The 20798-nt window shown below is 41.1% G+C and carries 17 protein-coding genes; 8 read left to right on the top strand and 9 right to left on the bottom strand.

Annotated features, from left to right (window positions below; genetic code table 11):
- Window positions 1–560: 560 nt before the first annotated feature.
- Window positions 561–803, top strand: coding sequence for a type II toxin-antitoxin system RelB/DinJ family antitoxin (locus tag ACRWP9_RS05660; protein ID WP_226411083.1), 243 nt, complete (start codon window positions 561–563; stop codon window positions 801–803).
- Entirely contained in the window at window positions 793–1077 is a 285-nt protein-coding gene (locus ACRWP9_RS05655; RefSeq protein ID WP_226411085.1) for a type II toxin-antitoxin system RelE family toxin, read from the top strand. Before ACRWP9_RS05660 ends, ACRWP9_RS05655 begins: the two co-directional genes overlap by 11 nt.
- A 598-nt stretch (window positions 1078–1675) precedes the next feature.
- On the opposite strand, the gene ACRWP9_RS05650 is transcribed toward ACRWP9_RS05655, so the two are convergent.
- Complete coding sequence (locus ACRWP9_RS05650; RefSeq protein ID WP_434928308.1) at window positions 1676–1840, bottom strand: hypothetical protein; 165 nt, start codon at window positions 1838–1840, stop codon at window positions 1676–1678.
- 125 nt (window positions 1841–1965) lie between these two features.
- Here ACRWP9_RS05650 and ACRWP9_RS05645 point away from each other — a divergent pair, with 125 nt between their 5' ends.
- Both ACRWP9_RS05645 and ACRWP9_RS05640 read left to right on the top strand, forming a co-directional pair.
- A complete protein-coding gene (locus ACRWP9_RS05645) occupies window positions 1966–2604 on the top strand; it encodes a DUF5677 domain-containing protein (protein WP_434928307.1) in 639 nt (212 codons plus the stop codon).
- Between the two features lie 264 nt (window positions 2605–2868).
- Window positions 2869–3195 carry a hypothetical protein gene (locus tag ACRWP9_RS05640; RefSeq protein ID WP_434928306.1) on the top strand — a complete coding sequence of 109 codons (327 nt, stop codon included), beginning with the start codon at window positions 2869–2871 and terminating at the stop codon, window positions 3193–3195.
- A 1056-nt stretch (window positions 3196–4251) separates the two neighbouring features.
- Here the strand turns inward: ACRWP9_RS05640 and ACRWP9_RS05635 are convergent.
- From ACRWP9_RS05635 to ACRWP9_RS05625, 3 genes are all read right to left on the bottom strand, one after another.
- Window positions 4252–5004, bottom strand: coding sequence for a phosphoadenylyl-sulfate reductase (locus tag ACRWP9_RS05635; RefSeq protein ID WP_434928305.1), 753 nt, complete (start codon window positions 5002–5004; stop codon window positions 4252–4254).
- Window positions 4997–6691, bottom strand: coding sequence for an assimilatory sulfite reductase (NADPH) hemoprotein subunit (cysI, locus tag ACRWP9_RS05630; RefSeq protein WP_226411091.1), 1695 nt, complete (start codon window positions 6689–6691; stop codon window positions 4997–4999). Before cysI ends, ACRWP9_RS05635 begins: the two co-directional genes overlap by 8 nt.
- 195 nt (window positions 6692–6886) lie before the next feature.
- Window positions 6887–8680 carry an assimilatory sulfite reductase (NADPH) flavoprotein subunit gene (locus tag ACRWP9_RS05625; RefSeq protein ID WP_434928304.1) on the bottom strand — a complete coding sequence of 598 codons (1794 nt, stop codon included), beginning with the start codon at window positions 8678–8680 and terminating at the stop codon, window positions 6887–6889.
- A 459-nt stretch (window positions 8681–9139) separates the two neighbouring features.
- Here ACRWP9_RS05625 and ACRWP9_RS05620 point away from each other — a divergent pair, with 459 nt between their 5' ends.
- Together ACRWP9_RS05620 and pntB are read left to right on the top strand one after the other, a co-directional pair.
- Window positions 9140–10666, top strand: coding sequence for a Re/Si-specific NAD(P)(+) transhydrogenase subunit alpha (locus ACRWP9_RS05620; RefSeq protein WP_434928303.1), 1527 nt, complete (start codon window positions 9140–9142; stop codon window positions 10664–10666).
- A gap of 11 nt (window positions 10667–10677) precedes the next feature.
- Window positions 10678–12165 (top strand): Re/Si-specific NAD(P)(+) transhydrogenase subunit beta, encoded by a 1488-nt coding sequence (pntB, locus tag ACRWP9_RS05615; RefSeq protein ID WP_226411097.1) that lies wholly within the window; start codon window positions 10678–10680, stop codon window positions 12163–12165.
- A gap of 146 nt (window positions 12166–12311) precedes the next feature.
- On the opposite strand, the gene ACRWP9_RS05610 is transcribed toward pntB, so the two are convergent.
- Window positions 12312–12536, bottom strand: coding sequence for an amphi-Trp domain-containing protein (locus tag ACRWP9_RS05610; protein ID WP_226411099.1), 225 nt, complete (start codon window positions 12534–12536; stop codon window positions 12312–12314).
- A 169-nt stretch (window positions 12537–12705) separates the two neighbouring features.
- On the bottom strand, window positions 12706–14910 hold the full coding sequence (locus tag ACRWP9_RS05605) for a TonB-dependent receptor family protein (protein ID WP_434928302.1): 2205 nt from the start codon (window positions 14908–14910) through the stop codon (window positions 12706–12708).
- Between the two features lie 309 nt (window positions 14911–15219).
- Here ACRWP9_RS05605 and ACRWP9_RS05600 point away from each other — a divergent pair, with 309 nt between their 5' ends.
- A complete protein-coding gene (locus ACRWP9_RS05600; protein ID WP_226411103.1) occupies window positions 15220–15921 on the top strand; it encodes a DUF3581 domain-containing protein in 702 nt (233 codons plus the stop codon).
- A gap of 510 nt (window positions 15922–16431) precedes the next feature.
- Here the strand turns inward: ACRWP9_RS05600 and ACRWP9_RS05595 are convergent.
- The 3 genes from ACRWP9_RS05595 to hldE form a co-directional block, all read right to left on the bottom strand.
- The gene (locus ACRWP9_RS05595; RefSeq protein ID WP_226411105.1) at window positions 16432–16911 is read right to left on the bottom strand and encodes a TetR family transcriptional regulator; all 480 of its coding nucleotides are present in this window, start codon (window positions 16909–16911) and stop codon (window positions 16432–16434) included.
- Window positions 16912–17181: 270 nt separating this feature from the next.
- Window positions 17182–18117 (bottom strand): hypothetical protein, encoded by a 936-nt coding sequence (locus ACRWP9_RS05590; protein WP_434928301.1) that lies wholly within the window; start codon window positions 18115–18117, stop codon window positions 17182–17184.
- A gap of 94 nt (window positions 18118–18211) precedes the next feature.
- Entirely contained in the window at window positions 18212–19642 is a 1431-nt protein-coding gene (gene hldE / locus ACRWP9_RS05585; RefSeq protein WP_434928300.1) for a bifunctional D-glycero-beta-D-manno-heptose-7-phosphate kinase/D-glycero-beta-D-manno-heptose 1-phosphate adenylyltransferase HldE, read from the bottom strand.
- A 103-nt stretch (window positions 19643–19745) separates the two neighbouring features.
- Here hldE and ACRWP9_RS05580 point away from each other — a divergent pair, with 103 nt between their 5' ends.
- On the top strand, window positions 19746–20672 hold the full coding sequence (locus ACRWP9_RS05580) for an LpxL/LpxP family Kdo(2)-lipid IV(A) lauroyl/palmitoleoyl acyltransferase (protein ID WP_434928299.1): 927 nt from the start codon (window positions 19746–19748) through the stop codon (window positions 20670–20672).
- Window positions 20673–20798 lie beyond the last annotated feature (126 nt).

The raw sequence follows: 20798 nt of genomic DNA, 5'->3' as shown, positions 1-20798 counted from the left end.
ATAAACTCCAATTTATTCACTATTTAACTCTTCCATGAGAGTCACGAGGATTATCTGTTGGTCAAAAGTACCTATTTCCAACTTTCAAAGACATAGGTAAACGATTCAATAATTTAACATTAATTCGACCTTAACGCATTAGCTTAGGCCTGTATTTAACTATGATTATCATTTTAAATAGAGGCCTCAACTCGAGTTGAAAGGTGTAATCAATAAGCTAAATTTGACACCTTTAGCTTAACCTGCAGGAATTAAAGATTGAGTGGAAAAAGATGATTTCAAGAACACTAACTTGGTTTTGCCCTTGCTCCTTGTTAGAGAACATCCAATTTAAACTTTGCTCGAACATCGTTATCACTAGTTTATGAAAGCACCATTTTGAGGTAAATCTATCTACTATTAACATCATAAAATCTTTTCGACACTACTCTGCATTTATATAATAGTTTGATATTTTTTGGCGCTTCGACCTAGGGGCGCTATCTGACAACATTTGGTGCTTGCTATTTGTACAGCAAACTCATAACATGTAATTACATTTGTAACTACAGAGTCTGATTATGGGAACCATTAATATTCGTGTCGATGATGAGCTAAAAACACGCTCTTATGCGGCTTTGGAAAAACTCGGTGTGACGCCATCAGAGTTGCTACGCCAAACATTGGAATATGTAGCGCAAAGAGGGGTGCTGCCATTTAAGCCGGTACTGTTAACCGATGAGGACCAAGCCCTTTTAGAATTAGCAAAGGCTCGCTTGGCCGATCCACAACCTGGCGTGAAGGTTACTTTGGATGACCTATGAATTGGAGTTTGATCCCCGTGCTTTGAAGGAATGGCACAAGTTGGGTGATACCATTCGCCAGCAGTTTAAGAAGAAGTTGGCTGAGGTGCAGGTTAACCCTCGTGTCGAAGCCAATCAGTTACGAGAATTACCAGATTGTTACAAAATCAAGTTGCGTAGCGCGGGTTATCGATTGATATACCAAGTGCAAGATGAGCGGATCACTGTTTTTGTCGTAGCAGTTGGAAAAAGAGAAGGCGCTGAAGCTTACAAAGATGCTGATAAACGTTTGTAATTTAAGGATAGGGCTATATATCCATTTTTCATTCGTAACATTTATGGAAGATATTTGAATTTGTAACTAATCCGAAGGTACATTAGAACATTTTTGTCCAGAAATGTGCCTAGGATCGTAAGCCTGTAAATTATTTATGCCCCAAAGTTAGATTATGTATATGGTCAATGGCCACTATGAACATAGAACTTTGCCATATTAAAGAATGTGTCACGTAGTTTATCTTTATAGGTTCAGCATGGCATTGACTCACCGACACGCAGCATTCTTTCGAAATAAAAAAGTCCTTGTAGCTCAACCGCCCCATCCATGGGTCGGATGGTCGGCTCGCAAATCACTATAATGAACCTTTCGAGTATTTGCTTAATCGGCAAGTTTTAAAGAGTGAGTGGCATAAGATTTTTCAAAAACACTAACTTTTTGCCCTACTGTTAGATTAGGTGTTTGGCCTGCGGCCACTATGAACAAGGAGCTTCGCTCGTTGTAAAGAATGTATCATGAAGTTTATCTATACAGCTTCAGCATGGCATTTATTCACCATAATGAACCTTTCGAGTATTGACTTAATGTGCAAGTTTAAAAGAGTGAGTACATAAGATTATTTCAAAAACACTAACTCACTTTTGCCCCAAAGTTTGTTAAAGGCGATAAGCAGCACTGATAAGGAATAAGCCAGTTGACCTACTTTTACTAATCGATAAATGACGTTACGAATTACTTTCGATAATACTTCAATATCAATGCTCACTTTACAATTTTTCATGCTCGTTTAATCAACAGGACTCTGGTAGAGTGCTTATTAATCAACATCTTTGCTAAAGTGCTGCTTAAATAATAGGTTTATTATATGTGCATGCGAACTTTGCAAATTTATAAAGCAAGGTAGAAATGAGTTCTGGTACGGTAGATGATTGGGTCGGTTTACTAAAGTTTCGTGATGAGACATTCAAGTCATTAAGCCATAGTGTCTTGCAAGAAAAATACATTCTTGCTCTGAGCATAAGGGTTACTGAATTATGTTTGGATGCAGTGATACTTTTAAACAATCGTAGAATGTCTTCGGTTCCTGTAGTCCTTCGTTCGGCTTTAGAATCTTATGTCGATCTTCAATGCTGTATAAGAGATGTTAGTCACCCTGAGGCTATGACTAAAGCACAATACTGGCGACTTTATGAGCTCCATAAACATGTTAAGAGTGAGACTGCTGAAGAATACAAAAGACGTGGAAAAAAATTATCTGTTTGGGATCGCTTTAAGAAATCGGAATTGGTTGAATTATACAATGGGTATTATTCAGTTCTTTCTATGCACTCTCATGGAAATGTCGGTGCTTTAATTGAAAACTCCGTCGGACAGCAAATTTTACTTGGTTCGGCATATGACGACGAGAAGTCTTTACAATATTTCGATCAAGCTATTAATCTAGTTGCGCTGTCTATTAAAGATACCTTAGTTTTTTACAACTTTGATGCAGCCTCTTTAGAATACCCAACAAAAATCATAGATAAAATTAATAAAACTATATAACAATGCGTTTAAACTAAATATAAACAGTTTGTTATGTTAAGTTTCGCTACATATTTTAATGCACTACTATAGTCCGCTTAATGCTTAATGCTTAATGCTTAATGCTTAATCAGAGAATTTTTGTGTTAAATTTAGACAAATAAGTTGATGAGCTAAAGAAGTCCTTTAAAGAAGGAAACACATTAACCATAGTTATAATGGTTACATATTTTTATCCACTATCCAGTTGTGTGTCATCATAAATTTTCCAACCGAAGGTAAATCATGAATAAATCGATTGTATTCGGGGCACTAATTATTGGTGCGTCAGTAGTAGCTAGTCCATTTGTTATCGATCATATTAAACAGGCTGATCACAAAGAAAAGCAGGATGAAATGGCTGTTCAATTGGAAATAGCACATGTTATTGCTTTAGATAATGCCGCCATATTATACAAAGATAAAATAGGTAAATGCCCCCGAAGTACTTTAGATTTAGTTGGGGTAGCAATCAAACTTGAACCCAAAGACAGGCTAGGTCTTGCCTACGAAACTGACGGTAATTGTACGTTTAAATCATTTAAAGGCATTACATCAACTAGTAATGATTAATAATTATAGTCTGCACTAAGCATTTTTAGTCCCATTTAGTGCGTTGCTGATTGTTCATTGTTGCCTTTTTTCCAACTTAACAGAGCGTTTATTACTAGTTCTCATAATACTTTACCTAATGTCTGCAGCTATTTTTAGGTATTTAACTCTAACGCACTTCTGTCCAGTTCCGAGTTAGCTCTTGAGTTCCCGCAGCCATCAATGAGGCTAAATCGAAGAAACAAAAATTCAGGTGCTGATGAGCCAGCGAGTATCCAAAACAAGGATGTTTTGGCTAAGCCCACATGGATGCTGATTTTAAAATCAAGAATCGCCGTCTCGCTGGATCATCTGCACTTGTAGTCAACTTTTGACGCCAATGAAAATTTAACTGAGTTTTAAAATTTAGTTTGGTTAGGGCAAACTTTTATAAAAACAAATCTTCCAACCTGCCTTTGTCCAAATATAAGGTTGGTGATCTCAATTAAGTCTCGGATGCAAAATATGGGGTTGTTTTTTTAAAGCTCAAAGGTTACGTAAAGACTATAAAGGTGAACCATGAGTGTTTGCGAAACGACCGTCCGCCCCATGGACAGGGCGGAAGATCTATAGGGAGCGCTCTTGTTTAAATCAAAAGCTGCGCGTGTCGGTAAGTCAATGCCATGGTAAGCCTGTAAAAATAATTTAAGCCAAGCGCACTTTTCGCCCAGAATTGAAGTAACTCTTGTGTGATATAGGAACAAAAAAACAGCTAGGGTTAATAATATAAAGCCCCAACAAGCAATGCTTGTTGGGGCTTAAATTTGATTGCTTATTACGCTAACAAGTCAATCAATGTGCTCGAGGATGCGAGCGAAGCTTTTGGAGGTACTTGGACTGCAAAAACAGTCCTAAAAAGTGTCTACAAAAAACTATCTACGGGAATGAGTAAATGTAGACGAGTATTGCGTACTCTGCCTAACTTTTTAAACAAAATTTAACTCTTTTTAGGGAGTATTTTAAAATTCAAATACTTACTCAATTTACTCACGACAACTTACTCAACCTAAAAACGGTCACAGTAACATAATCGAAAAGCTATATCTCGTAATGCAATCCACATTCACGCTTCATACCATTAAAACGGGTTTCTTCTTCAGTCATCCCAAGCTCTAATGGCTTACTTGAATGGGTATCACCAACCGACACATACCCTTGTTCCCATAATGGGTGATACGGTAAAGCGTGGGCGGTTAAATACTCATGCACATCTTTGTTAGACCATTCAATAATCGGCAGTAATTTATAACGATTACCGTGAATCGCTAGAATAGGCAATGCTTCACGCGTACCTGCTTGTGTGCGGCGTAAACCCGCAAACCAAGTGCCCACGTTAAGTTCAGCCAAGGCACGTTGCATAGGCTCAACTTTATTGATGCGATTATATTGCTCAAGTCCGGCTAAATCTTGCTCCCACAACTTACCAAAACGCGCCTCTTGCCATGCAGCAGTCTGATCAGCGCGATATACTTGCAAATTTAAGTCTAAACGCTCGGTTAACTGATCAATAAACTGATAAGTCTCAGGGAACAAGTAACCGGTATCAGTTAAAATGACCGGAATATCGGCTTGAACCTGACTGACTAGATGCAACATTACCGCAGCCTGAATACCAAAACTTGAGGATAAAGCATGCTCGCCTGGCAAAAATGCCAGACCCCATGCCACACGCTCAGCTGCGGTTAAAGCAGATAAAAACTGATTTATCTTTGCCAGTTCAGCTTGCTGAACCTCTTTAGGTTGACTGAGCAATGCCACTAACTGCTCAGGTCCTATAGAGAAATTACCCATGAAAATCCTTAGCGGCGTCTAGTACCGCCTTTACGACACCAATACGTACCGTAAAGTTACCAAAGGTCTCGCCCGCATCACGCTCAGTAGCGTAACGGCCAAACAAACCATCCAATTCAGCTAAAATTTCAGCTTCTTGAATGTTTTCTTTGTGCATTTTATTTAAACGAGTCCCTTCAAAACTGGCGCCTAAATACAAGTTATAACGCCCAGGCGCTTTACCCACTAAGCCAATTTCAGCCGCAAAAGGACGCGCACAGCCGTTTGGACAGCCTGTCATACGCACCACAATAGCTTGTTCGCCAATGCCATGTTTTTGCTGTAATGCATCGATGTGATCGATAAATTCAGGGAAATAGCGCTCAGCTTCGGCCATCGCCAATGCACACGTAGGTAATGCCACACAGGCAATAGAGTGACCACGGGTTGCCGATAACACTTCACCCAATAGACCATGCTTACGCGCTAAGCCTTCAATTTCGGCCTTATCTTCAGCTGCGACACTGGCAATAATCATATTTTGATTAGAAGTCATACGGAAGTCGCCTTTATGGATCTTAGCGATTTCACGTAAACCGGTTTGCAGTGTTTTACCCGGTACATCTTTAATGCGGCCACTTTCGATAAACAAGGTTAAGTGCCACTTGTTATCAATGCCTTCAACCCAGCCGTAACGATCGCCACGATCACCGATAACAACATCACGTTTAGGTTCGAATTTAATGCCTGTACGCTTTTCAACTTCAGCTTTAAATGCATCGTAGCCGTGATCAACTATGGTGTATTTAAGACGTGAACGTTTGCGGTTAACTCGGTTGCCCCAGTCACGTTGCACTGTCATCACGGCTTCAGCAAATTTAATCACATCAGCGGTTTTGATATAGCCAAAGTCATCGGCTAAACGCGGGAAGGTTTCAACTTCTCCATGGGTTGAACCCATACCGCCACCAGCGACTAAGTTAAAGCCAATTAGCTGACCATTTTCTTCAATGGCAATAAAGCCTAGGTCATTGGTGTAAACATCAACATCGTTATCTGGCGGCACAGACACAGCCATTTTAAACTTACGCGGTAAGTAGGTTTGTCCATAAACAGGTTCATGGGTTTCAGTGTCTAATAGCTTTTCTTCATCTAACCAGATCTCGGCATAGGCACGAGTGTGTGGTAGTAAATGATCAGATAGCTCTTTAGCCACGGCATAAGCTTGCTGATGCAGCTTAGACTGAACCGGGTTTGGGTTACACATTACGTTACGGTTTACGTCACCACATGCCGCAATAGAGTCAAGTGCAGCTCTGTCTAAGCCTTGGATCAAGGTCTTTAGATTACGCTTTGGAATGCCGTGATACTGAAACGTTTGACGCGTAGTTAAACGAATACTGTTTGAAGTGGTTAGCGTTGATGAGATTTTATCCACATCTAACCATTGTGCTGGCGAACAAATACCGCCTGGCACGCGAGCTCGTAGCATGAAGCTATATAAAGGTTCTAGCTTTTGCTCTTTACGTTCGTTACGTAAATCACGGTCGTCTTGTTGGTAAAAACCGTGGAATTTAATTAACTGCTGATCGCCATCACTAAACGATCCGGTCACTTGGGTATCTAAACCCTCTTGAATAGTACCGCGTAAATAATCACTGTCGATTTTTAGGTATTCGTTTACTGCTAATTTTTGCTCATCACTCATGGAGACAGCCTCTTAATTCTATATTCGCTAAGGCGTTGATCGTTTAATCTTAATGACTTAACGATTAATAACCTGGTACGACAATAATCTTGCTTAATCGCTTAGCTGCGGCATTGCTATTGACTCATCGGGTCGCAATACCTCTTTGCAGCTAAGCCTAATTCTGTTACTGATACTAATGCTAATGTTATAAGGTTAGTACACGTCTTTCTGATAACGCTTATTACTGCGTAAATCTTCTAAGTAAGCTTCAGCTGCATCAGCAGTTAGCCCGCCTTGTGATACTACAACGCCAACTAATGCTTGATGTACATCTTTAGCCATACGCTCAGCATCACCACAGATGTAAACATGGGCACCATTCTGTAACCATTGCCATACATGCTCAGCTTGCTGGGTAATACGATGCTGCACATAAACTTTATCAGCTTGATCACGTGAAAACGCTACATCTAAACGGCTTAAATCGCCACTTTTTAAATACTGCTGCCACTCAACTTGATATAAGAAATCTTGTTCAAAGTGTGGGTTACCGAAGAATAACCAGCTGTCACCCGTTACGCCGTCTGCGGCACGTTGCTGCATAAAGGCACGGAATGGTGCTACACCGGTTCCAGGGCCTACCATGATCACTGGGGTTTCTGGGTTTTCAGGTAAACGGAAATGCTTATTCGGTTCAACATAAACCTTAACCGCTTGACCTTCTTCTGCTGATGCTAAGAAATGAGAAGCACCACCAAATCGGGCTTGACCCTGACGCTCATCCTCAACCAATGCAACCGTTAAGTGAACTTCAGTTTCTACTTCAGCCTGGCTAGAAGCAATTGAATATAAACGCGGTGTTAATGGGCGTAATACTTCAACTAATTGGCTTGCGGTAACGTTAGCTGGGTATGCGACCACTAAATCAGCCAGCTGGTTGGCGAGTACAAACTGACGTGTTTGCTCTTTATCTTCGCTTAATGCCAATAGCTCTGCACTGCCGCTAAATTCAGCCCATGCTTTTACTAAACCAGGATATAACTGGGTTAGCTCTTTTTTATCTGTTAAGGCGTCAACAAGGCTTAAGGTTTCTTTACCTACGATGACTTGATCATCTGCAGATAAACCTAAACCTGAAATAATTTCATGCACAAGTAAAGTGTTATTGCTAAACCAAATGCCTAATGCATCACCGACTTGATACGAAATACCTGATTCACCAAGGTCAATTTCTACATGGCGTACATCACGGTCTGAATCGCGTCCGGTTAACTTTTGACTGACTAATACTTCAGCGGTATACGGTTGTTGCTTAGTAAACGCACTGCTGCCAGCTTGTGTTTGTGGTACAGAAACTATGCCTGCACCCACGCTTTGAATATGAGGTTTAACGGCTTCTAATACACTGTCTTGCCAATCTGACGCAGCCTGCTCGTAATCAACATCACATTCAGCCAATGGCAGTAATTGTTTTGCACCTAATGCAGCAAAACGAGCATCGAAATCTTTACCTGTTTGGCAGTATAATTCATAGCTTGAATCACCTAGCGCGAGCACTGAGTAATGAAGATTATCCAGCTTAGGGGCACGCTTTGAAGCTAAAAACTTATGCAATTCCATCGCGTCATCTGGCGCTTCGCCTTCACCATGGGTACTCACTACTGCTAGCAATAGGGTTTCTTGCTTCAATTGGCGCACATTATATTCGCCCATTGAGGCTAAATTAACTGCATAACCTTGTGCCTGTGCTTTAGCCGCTAATTCTGTTGCTACGCCTCGACCATTGCCGGTTTGACTACCATAAAGAATAGTCACTGTTTGGCTAGCACTTGCTTGTGTAGCTCCAGCCAGTAGGCTTTGGCTGTCATTAGCGTTAGCACTGGCAGCTAAGTAGCCACTTACCCAAGCTAATTGCACAGCAGATAACTCAGAAGTGAGTTGTTTTAGCTTATCGACTTGCCCTGGTGACAAAGGTGAAGCTAATGAAGATAGTTCGTTTAACAACATAAGACGGCCTTATAACAGTGTAATGTTTGTAAGCTTACTCCTGTCCGCTAAAAGCAAAAAAGAATAAAAGATAATTTTTTATTCCATTTAGGAATATGCAAAGTCGTTTTTTTAGGCTACAAAAGTGTGGGTTAGTTAAAAGTTTTTAATTTCCCTTAATTAAAACAGCATTAATTAACCCTGCAGCACTTGTTTGATTGCAGTGTCTACAGCAAGCTAAGAAGCTGGATTAACAATTGGTTATCTATCAAGTTAATTGTTCTCTGCATAAAACAACAAAACGATGCCCAAAAGGTACCGTCAACAGAGACCTATTGATGTTCATCAACTGATATCAATGCCAGCCAAATACGATCGATTTGTTGATCACGACCGTCAACGAATGATCATGTGAAAATATTATGCTATTTGGCGGGGGAGCCTTATCGCATTTTACTCATTAACCATCAGGGAACAGTCATGCAGATTGGAATACCGAGAGAAAGTATTGCAGGTGAAACGCGCGCTGCTGCGACGCCAGCCACAGTGGTACAACTTAAAAAGCTCGGCTTTAGTGTGGCCATAGAGGCGGATGTAGGTAAATTATCAAGTTTTGATGATGCCGCATTTGAACACGCAGGGGCTGAAATTGTCGCAGATGCTTATCAAGCTGACTTTGTTTTCAAAGTTAATGCACCTACAGACGATGAAATCGACAAAATGAAACCTGGCACTACCCTTGTTAGTTTTATTTGGCCAGCTCAAAATCCTGACTTAGTTGACAAATTAGCTCAGAAAAAAATTACCGTGATGGCGATGGACATGGTGCCACGTATTTCACGCGCTCAGTCACTAGATGCCCTATCATCTATGGCTAACATTGGTGGTTATCGTGCAGTTATTGAAGCCGCCCATGAATTTGGCCGTTTCTTTACCGGCCAAATCACTGCCGCAGGTAAAGTGCCACCGGCTAAAGTACTGGTTATTGGTGCGGGTGTAGCTGGCCTTGCCGCTATTGGTGCTGCGGGATCACTGGGCGCAATCGTCCGTGCCTTCGATACTCGCTTAGAAGTAGCCGAGCAAATTGAATCTATGGGGGGCACATTCTTAAAGCTTGAATTTGAGAACACCGAAGGCGGTTCATCTGACGGTTACGCTAAGGTGATGTCAGAAGAGTTTATTGCTGCTGAAATGGCGTTATTTGCCGAGCAGGCAAAAGATGTTGATATTATCATTACCACCGCACTGATTCCTGGCCGCCCTGCGCCTAAGCTGATCACCAAAGACATGGTTGATAGCATGAAGTCAGGTTCTGTGATTGTCGATTTAGCGGCGGCCACTGGCGGTAACTGTGAATATACCGTGACGGGCGAAAAATTTATCACCGACAACGGTGTAAAAGTCCTTGGTTACACTGACCTACCTGGTCGACTACCGGCGCAATCATCGCAACTTTATGGCACTAACCTTGTTAACTTGATGAAGTTAATGTGCAAGGAAAAAGACGGTAACGCGCTGCTTAACTTTGACGATGTTGTTATGCGTAATATGACGGTAACGCGTGATGGTGAAATTACCTTCCCGCCTCCGGCCATTTCAGTGTCTGCAGCACCAGCCAAACCAGCCGCTGCGCCTGCGGCCAAAAATGCTCAACCCAAAGCCCCTTCTAAGCTTAAGTATATTTTAGGCCTTGCTGGTATTGTGGCATTTGGCGCAATAGCCACAGTTGCACCATCGGAGTTTTTGTCGCACTTTACGGTATTTATATTGTCATGTGTGGTCGGTTACTACGTGGTATGGAACGTGTCTCACTCATTGCATACACCGCTTATGTCAGTCACCAATGCCATTTCAGGCATCATTGTTGTCGGGGCTTTGCTGCAAATTGGACAGGGTTCAACACTGGTCACAGTGCTGTCATTTATCGCAGTGTTAATTGCAAGTATTAACATTTTTGGTGGTTTTACCGTCACTCAGCGCATGCTGAAAATGTTCCGTAAAGATTAAGGGGAATTATCGTGTCAGAAGGACTGGTAACAGCATCGTATATTGTCGCGGCGGTATTCTTTATTTTAAGCCTTGCGGGGCTTTCAAAACAAGAAACGGCTAAAAACGGCAATTTATTTGGCATCATAGGGATGGTTATTGCCCTTGGTGCAACTATTTTAAACCCAAGTACCACAGGCGTTGTATGGATTATTTTAGCTATGGTGATTGGCGGCGCAATTGGCGTTCGCTTAGCACTGAAAGTTGAAATGACCGAAATGCCTGAGTTAGTTGCTATTCTTCACAGTTTTGTGGGCATGGCTGCGGTATTAGTGGGTTACAACAGCTTTATCGATTTACACCCACAGGCAATTAACGAAATTGTGGTGGCAATCGGTAATGACTTAGACACGACGCTTGCAACGGCTGAAGCGGCATTTGCTGAGGCAAGCCAAGTACAGCAGCAAAGTAAACATTTAACTGGGGCAATGCTTAATATTCACCTTGTAGAAGTCTTCTTAGGGGTATTTATTGGTGCAGTAACCTTTACCGGTTCTGTAGTGGCATTTGCCAAACTGCGCGGATTACTGCCATCAAAAGCACTGACCTTGCCACATCGTCATAAGATGAACTTAGCCGCGGTGATTGTATCGTTAGTGTTAATGGTGCAATTTGTGCAAACAGGCGGTGCGGTTACCCCAATCTTGATTATGACGCTAATCGCCTTTGCGTTTGGTTGGCATTTAGTGGCCTCGATTGGCGGCGCGGATATGCCAGTTGTGGTTTCGATGCTTAACTCATACTCAGGTTGGGCTGCAGCCGCTGCGGGTTTTATGCTATCAAACGACCTACTGATCATTGTCGGTGCATTGGTTGGTTCATCGGGCGCAATTCTGTCTTACATCATGTGTAAAGCGATGAATCGCTCGTTTATCTCGGTCATTGCCGGCGGATTTGGTAACGATGCTGTCGCCACAAGTGGCGATGAAGAAGTGGGCGAGTACCGCGAAACCAATGCCGAAGATGTTGCTGATATGCTGAGAAACTCTCAATCAGTCATCATCACCCCAGGTTATGGTATGGCGGTTGCGCAAGCACAATACCCGGTTGCAGAAATTACCCGTAAACTACGTGATTTAGGCATCAAGGTGCGCTTTGGTATTCACCCCGTTGCAGGGCGTTTACCTGGTCACATGAACGTATTGTTAGCCGAAGCAAAAGTGCCATACGATATTGTATTAGAAATGGATGAAATCAATGAAGATTTCAGCAGTACTGATACCGTCTTAGTGATCGGTGCCAATGACACAGTTAATCCTGCTGCGATGGAAGATCCAAACAGTCCAATTGCTGGCATGCCAGTACTGGAAGTGTGGAAAGCGCAAAACGTGATTGGCTTTAAGCGTTCAATGAACACAGGTTATGCGGGAGTGCAAAATCCGCTGTTCTTTAAAGACAATACTCAAATGCTATTTGGTGATGCTAAAGACAGCGTAGAAGCGATTCTAAAAGCGCTTTAATTACTGAGCTTTGCAACATAAAAATACCAGCCAACAGGCTGGTATTTTTTTATGTTTATAACCAGCAACAATACTGTTTTATATAGACTAGCCTTAATCAAGGTTCAGCTATTTATCGCCCATATACAATAATTAAGAGTAATAATTTAATCGTTTGACCATTTAATCTGGAATTCTATTTCTTGTTCTGAATCAATTCTTTCATGCTCTATATTGTAAGTGGCACGCACTGGCACATAAATTCTTTCACCGGCTATCTGGATCTCAAATTTAGTTCCACTTTCAAGTGAGTCAGCTAATCGCCTTAGTTTTGCAACAAATTCAGCCGTTGTGTATGTTTTTTCGATATCTCTGTCTGCTTTTAAACTCATTTTATTTACTCCGCAAATAACTGTTATCCATAACAAAATGAATCAACTTACCTAATCTTAATGATTCATTGACTCAATATAGCTAATTAGGTACCAAAAAATATTATAAAAAAAGGAGGGCTAACATGGTTAGCCCTCCTGATTTTACTCGTTCACTATTACGCCAAGCTTAAAACTTATAGCTATAACCTAATGTTGCAGATTGTGGCTTACCAGAGAAAACTGAGCCATGAACACGCGTGGTCATGTAGGTTTCGTCAAATAAGTTATCTACATTTAAGTATACTTCTGACGCGTCGTTAATAAAGTAACGCGCTGATAAATCAAATACTGTTTTAGAAGCAATTAACTGATCAGCAGGAATATCACCCTGACCCGCTTTAGTGCGCATATCGTCGGTATAACGACCCGCCAATGTCACTTGCCAGCTTTCTGCTGCAACACCTGCTGATAGATATAACTGATTTTCTGGCAGATAAGTTAGCGAGTCACCTTTACTTACGCTATCCCAGCTTTCAAAGTCAGAGGTAAAATCAGAGCCAAACTCTGCACTGGTGTAGGTGTAGGCCATCTTCACTGGGAAGCTTAATTCACCTTTTTGGTTAAACTCATATCCTAAGCTCAACTCTAAACCCGTTACATCAACTTCACCGGCGTTGTACTGGTTATCAATGTTGTTATCATCACAACCTTGAGCCGCTGTACAGTTACCATGCATATTGCTGTAGTCACCATAGAATACGATAGCTTCTGATGTTAACGCATCTTGGTTATAACGAAGTCCTGCTTCATAGTTCCAGCTTTCTTCTTCTTGACCGTCAGCGTTACCAGGTGCAGCAGGAGAGAAACCTTTTTGCACGCCTGCTAATACGATAAGCGCGTCATTCACTTGATAAGTCGCTGATAAAGAAGGCATGATAGCGCTGAAACTGTTATCAACATCTTTACTCGCTTCACCATCACGGCCTGGGTTTGCTTTACCCCAATCTACGCGATTAGTAGTAACGTCTTCGTAGCGAACACCCGCGGTAATAGCAAAATAACCAATGGTCATACGATCTTGAACAAACAATGACCAGGCTTCTGCACTATCGATACGATTAGAATCTGTGCCCGGAATACCGCTTTTAGTGCGGTTCATTACTTGAGAAGTGTCTAATTGATAGGTATCAGCCCACTGATAACGGTCCATTTCATCTTCATGGTAACGCGCACCAAATGCAAGCTCATGGTTACCGACAAAGTAATTCAATTCAGTTTGTAAACCCTGAGATAAATAACTACGATTGTTCGCTTTAACACTCACGTCAATAGTTGCGGTAACTAAGCCATTGTCAAAATCAGCTGCATTTTGTACACCGCCACTGCTTAAACTTGAACCACCCACTTTATCCGCTTTATACCAGTTACGGTGAAAGTCGTTATAGTAAGCCGTAGTATTAAGTGAAAGTGCATCATTAAGCTCAATCACATGATTTAACTGTATTTGCTTGTGCTCAGTGGTCATTTGATCTTTTTGTGACGCAGAATAACGCGTAAATGGCGTTGCAGCATAATCAGCATCAGTTAACCCCATATAAGTTTCGTTAGAAACCTCATCGGCGTACTTCAGTTTTAACTCAACAATTTGTTGATACTTAGCGGTTTCATCCGTTTTGATGCTGACTTTAGCAAGCGCATCATTTTTAACAAAACCAGTGTCACCGCCAACACCATTGATGTCACGGAAACCGTCAGCTTGGTAGCGATAGATTTCAGCGACCGTACCGACGCGATCACCTTGACCACCGGCATAAGCATGTACTTTGCCAAAGCCATCTTGACCAGCGGCAACATCCACTTTACCCGCTAAATCTGCATCTGGAATTTGACGCGATAGCATGTTAATTAGGCCACCTGTAGTACGTGGACCATATTTAACCGTAGAGCTACCTTTTAAAATCTCTACACTTTGCATACGACCAGAAGTAGGGAAATAATAAGCTGCTGGTGAAGAATAAGGCGCTGGAGCGGCTAATACGCCATCTTCCATAATAGTAATTTTTTCAGTACGGTTTTGACCTGTACCGCGCATCCCGATATTTGGGCGTAAGCCATAGCCGTCTTCTTCTTGAATATACACACCTGGAATGGAAGCCAATGTACGCATAATATCGGTATACTTAAACTGCTCAATATCAGCTGCAGAGATAACATGCGCACTGCCCGGTGCAGTTTTAATAGGATTGCGACTACCGAATATGGTTATTTGTTCAATGTTGGCTTGTTTAGTTACTTGCTTTGTGACGGCAGCTTTATCTGCGGCTGTTGCACCCATGCTCATCAATAATGCACTTGCTAAAACACTCAAACGTAAGGTGTTTGACTGGCTCATGTTAACTCTCCCAAATACTACTAACTACCAAAATACAAATAAAAACAATTCTTATTAACATTAGTGATTGTGCGTAATTTTACTTAAGCGAGCCTTAAAATCAACAAATAGGTACGCTTTATTTACAAATAAGGTAGTCTTGTGGCGACCAATTTCACATATGTGAATTAGATCACCGCCAGTCAGTACAAAAAACATTCAGATTTGACTTTGTATCAAAAGATAACGAGTCATCGGGTGAGTATATTGCTAAATGTGCAGTAAACTACGGTGAAAAAATTAACCATTAATTATAAGACTCATTCCATCATGTTTTTATCACCTTATTATTCTAAGCAAGATCAAAGTGTTTTTATCGCGGCACAACAAGCCAGTGATTTTGCTAAACGGGTTGCTGGAGATTTCAACCCTATCCATGATGTCGGCGCAAAACGTTTTTGTGTGCCGGGTGACTTATTATTTGCACTGGTCTTAACCGAATATGGCTTAAGCCAAAACATGACATTCCAGTTTGCTGGTATGGTCGGTGATGGTGTTGAATTGTGCTTACCCAATGCTGGCGAAGATAAGTTCACTATCATTGATGCGAAAAATAAAGAGTACATGCACGTCACTCGCCAGGGGCAAGTATGTCAATGTGATATACAAACAGCCGCATTCATCAAAAGTTATGTCGCGTTTTCTGGATTAAACTTTATCCACGTATTGGTTCCTATGATGAAGCAACACCAGGTAATGATTAACCCTGATCGCCCTTTGGTGATTTACGAAAGTATGTCATTTCATCTTGACCACTTTGACTTTGATGACATTAGCCTACATTTAATTGATCAACAGTTATTAATTAATGGCAAACGTGGTGATGTCACCTTGACCTTTGAATTGCGTCATGAAAAACGTGTTATTGGTACTGGGAAAAAAACCTTAGTGCTAAGTGGACTGCGTGAATACGACGAAGAAAAAGCACAACAAATGTGTCAAAACTACCAATCCCGTAAAGACACTTTATAATCCTTCCGCTTGGCTTAAAAAACGCGCTTACTTGATGATAAATAAGCGCGATTATCCTTCAATTTCACTACCAATAAAAATACGCTAAACGATTGTTATTTAAATAACACCCAATGATTTCCTTACTACTTTATCAAGCCAGTATTCCCTATCAAAAACTGCCAATAAAACACTGTCGATAAACCATGAGATAAGTGCTGGTAACCCTAACAGCCTTGCCACCACTAAAATATTACTCCCCCTAAAATAACACCTAGTTATATAGATTATGTCGTCAATATCAGGATCAGTAGATGTGACTGCAGCAGACTAAATAAGCAATATATGTTGCTAGCGTTTTTGGGGGCATGGTGGGGATACACAATCATGCTCGCTGTAAAGCAAACATAACTTGTAGAACATAAGGATAGGTAGATTTAGCATACTATTTGAATTGGTCGCAGCGATTTTATATAAGCATTCAAATGGTCTTAGTGGACGTAAGGGAAGCCCACTCAGACAATTTATCAATTAAGCCGCTTTTTGTTGAGGCGTACTTTCTAGCAATAAAATAGCACTGTAACCTATTAAATGATTTACGCATTTTACGCCATCCTCACCTAACTCAGTTGACGCTATTTCTTGTGCAATATTGACTGCTTTAAAATATGTCACGTTATCATCGCTGGTACCACAAAGGCTAAAAAACAGTTTCAGTACTGCCTTATGCTCTTCACCCTGCACTGCTTTTTTCCATGATAACTCTAACGATGCAATAGAACTAAAATCGAGTGTATCAACAAATAGCTGCCCGATCCTATGATCTAAACGCACTAAAAACTCGGTCTTTTTTGGAAAGTGATGACTAATACCAGTTCGACTAATGCCAGTTGCATTTGACAAGGTTGTATATGACATAGCCTGAAAACCTATGGTAAGGATTTGTTTAAGGGCTTCATCTAAAATTTGATTTACGGTTTGTTCGGTTTCAACTCTTGAACGCTTGGCCATGCAACTGTGTCTCGCTAATAATTTGGGAGAAAATCTTACCAGACAGCATTAGAAAGTACCGCTAAAAATAACCCCAGAAACAACAGACTTGCCAACATTTACACGACAAAATGTATCAAAATTCAGCCATTTTGATACACCTGTTAATAATTTACCTTTAAAATTCAAAGAGTATTAATCTAATTCTCTACTAAGCAGCCCCTAACCAATTAGCAAAAATACAACAAAAAATTTCACTTTAAATAAATCATATAAATCAGTAGATAGCGCTTACAAATTTTGCGATGACTCTAAATATTGACTGCGCCATTTTTGTGCGGCTGGCTTTCCCATCAAAAAATCTAATGTCGGTTGAAGAATTTTGGCTAAATCGGGTTGGCGCCAAAACATATAGTTGGGTAATGGTTGCACCACACCGGCACCAAATGTACGTTGGATTAAACTTGAAAATTCGCTAATGTCTCTGGTGGAATAATTGGGTAGCTGGGGATAAATTTGCGCTATAAATTCACGATAAGGAATATCTTTTACGTATGGTTTCTGTGCATTCATTTGTAACAAATACTGCAATTGAGGGGCACTCCAGTGAGATAAGTTATCACTATCATGAATAATAGCTAAGTTACGACGATGCAGTTGTTGCAAGGCAAAATGTAGCTGTTGTGTTTGCGCTAAATGCCAAAATAAATAAACATCAGCTAACCACTCATGCTGGTAATCAGTTAAGTTTGACGGTAATTCCAGGCCCTGCAATGCAATATTATGCAAGTGTCCTATCTCATGCCATAAGCTTAATTGAGCTTGGTTAATAAGCTCAATACTAAAGGTTTCAAGCCCTAATGAGCCGGTCTGTTGCTTGGGCTCTCGGTCAGCTTGTATTACTATAACTCCCGCAATAGTTGGATGGTTAACAGCTAACACCATCGCACTTTTATAGCCCATAGATTGGCGAACATTCAGTGCTGATAATCCTATTTGTTTCTCTAGAGAGTGTGGTAATTCTTTGAGGCAGAAGTCAATATTGGCCAGCGGACAAATTAATGCCTGCTTGTTGAAAATATTAACCCATTCTGACGGGGTATCTACTGAAGATATTTGTTGCTGGTGAGTAATATGATCTAACTGCTCGGCATGCAGATTAACTGACTGAACAATACAAAACAGCAGGCCAACTAATTTGATTAATTGACCTGACTTGCCCTTCACATCGACACAAGAGTAAATGCATCGATAGCATTTAACCATATGAATAAAAAAGATATCAGTGAAGGGCAATTTCAGCCTTGAAAAAAGCGTCACACTATTTATTAGCCATAATGTTTTGAATAATTGCTGTCGTTGACACCCCTTCCTCAAAACCAAGTACTTCTACTTTACCGCCATTAGCGATGACTTCTGCTCCGCCAGCAATATCTTCAATTTTATAATCCCCACCTTTTACTAACGAGTCAGGCAGTAAACGCGCAATAACTCGCTGTGGTGTGTCTTCAGCAAAAGCGACAACCCAATCAACTGACGCTAAACCAGCTAAAACCGCCATACGGCGATCAACCGGGTTAACTGGACGGCCATTGCCTTTTAAACGTTTAACCGATGCATCATCATTCACGGCAATAATTAATCTGTCACCAAGGGCACGAGCCTGTTGTAAATAGCTGACATGTCCCGCATGTAAAATATCAAAACAGCCATTGGTCATGACAATTTTTTCGCCACGTAAACGCGCTTGATCCATAGCATAGGCTAACTGGTCTTCACTCATGACACCAAAGCCCGACTCACCTTGATTAATTTTTAGAGCGCTAATCAGTTCAATACGGCTTACTGTAGAGGTACCTAATTTACCGACAACAATACCCGCTGCGGTATTGGCAATGGCACAGGCTTGTGCAAGCGTCGCACCTGCGGCAATAGAAGTCGCCAATGCAGAAATAACCGTATCACCGGCTCCAGTAACATCGTGTACTTCGCGCGCAACGGTAGGAATATGTAATTCAGGTTCATCCTGGGTAATTAACGTCATGCCTTTTTCAGAGCGAGTCACTAAAATGGCTTTAAAATCATGTTGAGTTAATAAATTTTTTGCTTTTGCAATAAGATCATCTTCACAGGTAACAGTACCTACAACAGCTTCAAATTCACTCATGTTAGGGGTAATTAATGAAGCACCATGGTAGCGACCAAAATCACTTCCCTTTGGATCAACCAATACACTTACCCCTTTAGCACGGGCTTTGGCAATAAACGCCTTAGGTTCGATAATGGCGCCTTTAGCATAGTCAGATAACACTAATACATCGATATCATCTAACAAGGCTTCAGCTTGCTGAAATAGCTGTTCACTGTGGCTAAGTTCAAAGGGCTCTTCAAAATCAAGACGAATTAACTGCTGGTTACGCGATAATACGCGTAACTTAGTAATAGTCGGTTTGCCTTCAACTGCCAGCCATTGTGGTTCAACCCCAAGGGTTCTTACCCCTAAAGTCAGCGCTTCAGCAGTTTCATCTTTACCAACTAATCCGGCTAGTTGCACTTTGCCACCTAAAGCAGCAACGTTTAATGCCACGTTAGCCGCTCCGCCCGGACGATCTTCAATTTGATTTATTTTCACAACAGGAACAGGGGCTTCTGGCGAAATACGTGCCGTTGGGCCAACCCAATAACGGTCAAGCATCACATCGCCAATCACTAAAACACGGGCATTTTCAAAAGCAGGAAGAGAAACCTTCATAGTGTAATCACTGTTTGTTGTAAAAAATTCCCTTGATTGTACCTAATTTTCACAGAGAAATGAGTTAGAATATTAAAAAAATTCATCGATAAACGAGTCATTTGTGATCGAAAAAGCCCAATTCACCTCAAAACTCTATCACCCTAAGTATTGGTTACTCTGGTTAGGCGTAGCAATCATGCGCATAACCCAACTTATACCTATTTCAATGCAAATGAAAATAGGCGCCGGATTAGGCCGTTTAGTAATGATTGTGGCGGGAAGTAGAACTCACACCGCTAAACGTAATATTAAGCTGTGTTTCCCCGACATGCCTGAAAATGAGCAACAGGCATTGCTAAAAAGTAACTTTGAAGAAACGGGTAAAGCACTATTTGATACCATTAATGCTTGGTGGTGGTCGGATGAAAAAGTACAAGCTCACATGACTATGACAGGCCAGGAGCATGTTGAAAACAGTTTGCAAAATGGTAAAGGCGTTATTTTATTTGCGGTTCATTGCTTACCGTTAGAAATGGGCGCTCGTGTTTTTGGTCAATTCCAACCTGGTATTGGAGTATATCGCCCGCATAACAATCCAGTGATGGAATATTTACAGGTAAAAGGCCGACTACGCTCTAACAAAGGACTAGTGCCTAAACGTGATGTACGTCAGATGATCCGCAGCTTACGCGCACCGGATGTTATTTGGTACACGGCGGATCAAGATTTTGGCCGTTCAAGTGCGGTGTTTATTCCATTTTTTGCAGTACCTGATGCAGCTACAATAACTGGGGCAACCTCGTTGGCTAAATTAGGTAAGGCAAACGTATTACCTTTTGTTGTTGAACGCACAAGTGACGATAAAGGCTATAAAATTGAGATATTGCCACCTCTAGATAACTTTCCTGGCGACAATGAACTTGATGATGCGATACGCGGTAATAAAATGATTGAACAAATAATTAATAGAAGACGTGTCCAGTATATGTGGCTTCATCGACGCTTTAAAACACGCCCAGATGAAAATAGTCCATCGCTTTACGACTAATAAAGATCCACTAAGTCGTCTGCTAGCTAATCCAGTATATTTAGAAATCAGATTTCTATCGGTTAAATATAATATATGAACCTAAAAATGGGTTGATATTTTAACCTGAATAAGTGACGATGCGCC

This window comes from Shewanella sp. HL-SH2 (assembly GCF_051164935.1).
GTDB lineage: Bacteria > Pseudomonadota > Gammaproteobacteria > Enterobacterales > Shewanellaceae > Shewanella > Shewanella glacialimarina.
The sequence above is the reverse complement of the archived record's forward strand: the minus strand, read 5'-3'. Positions and strand labels throughout refer to the sequence as shown.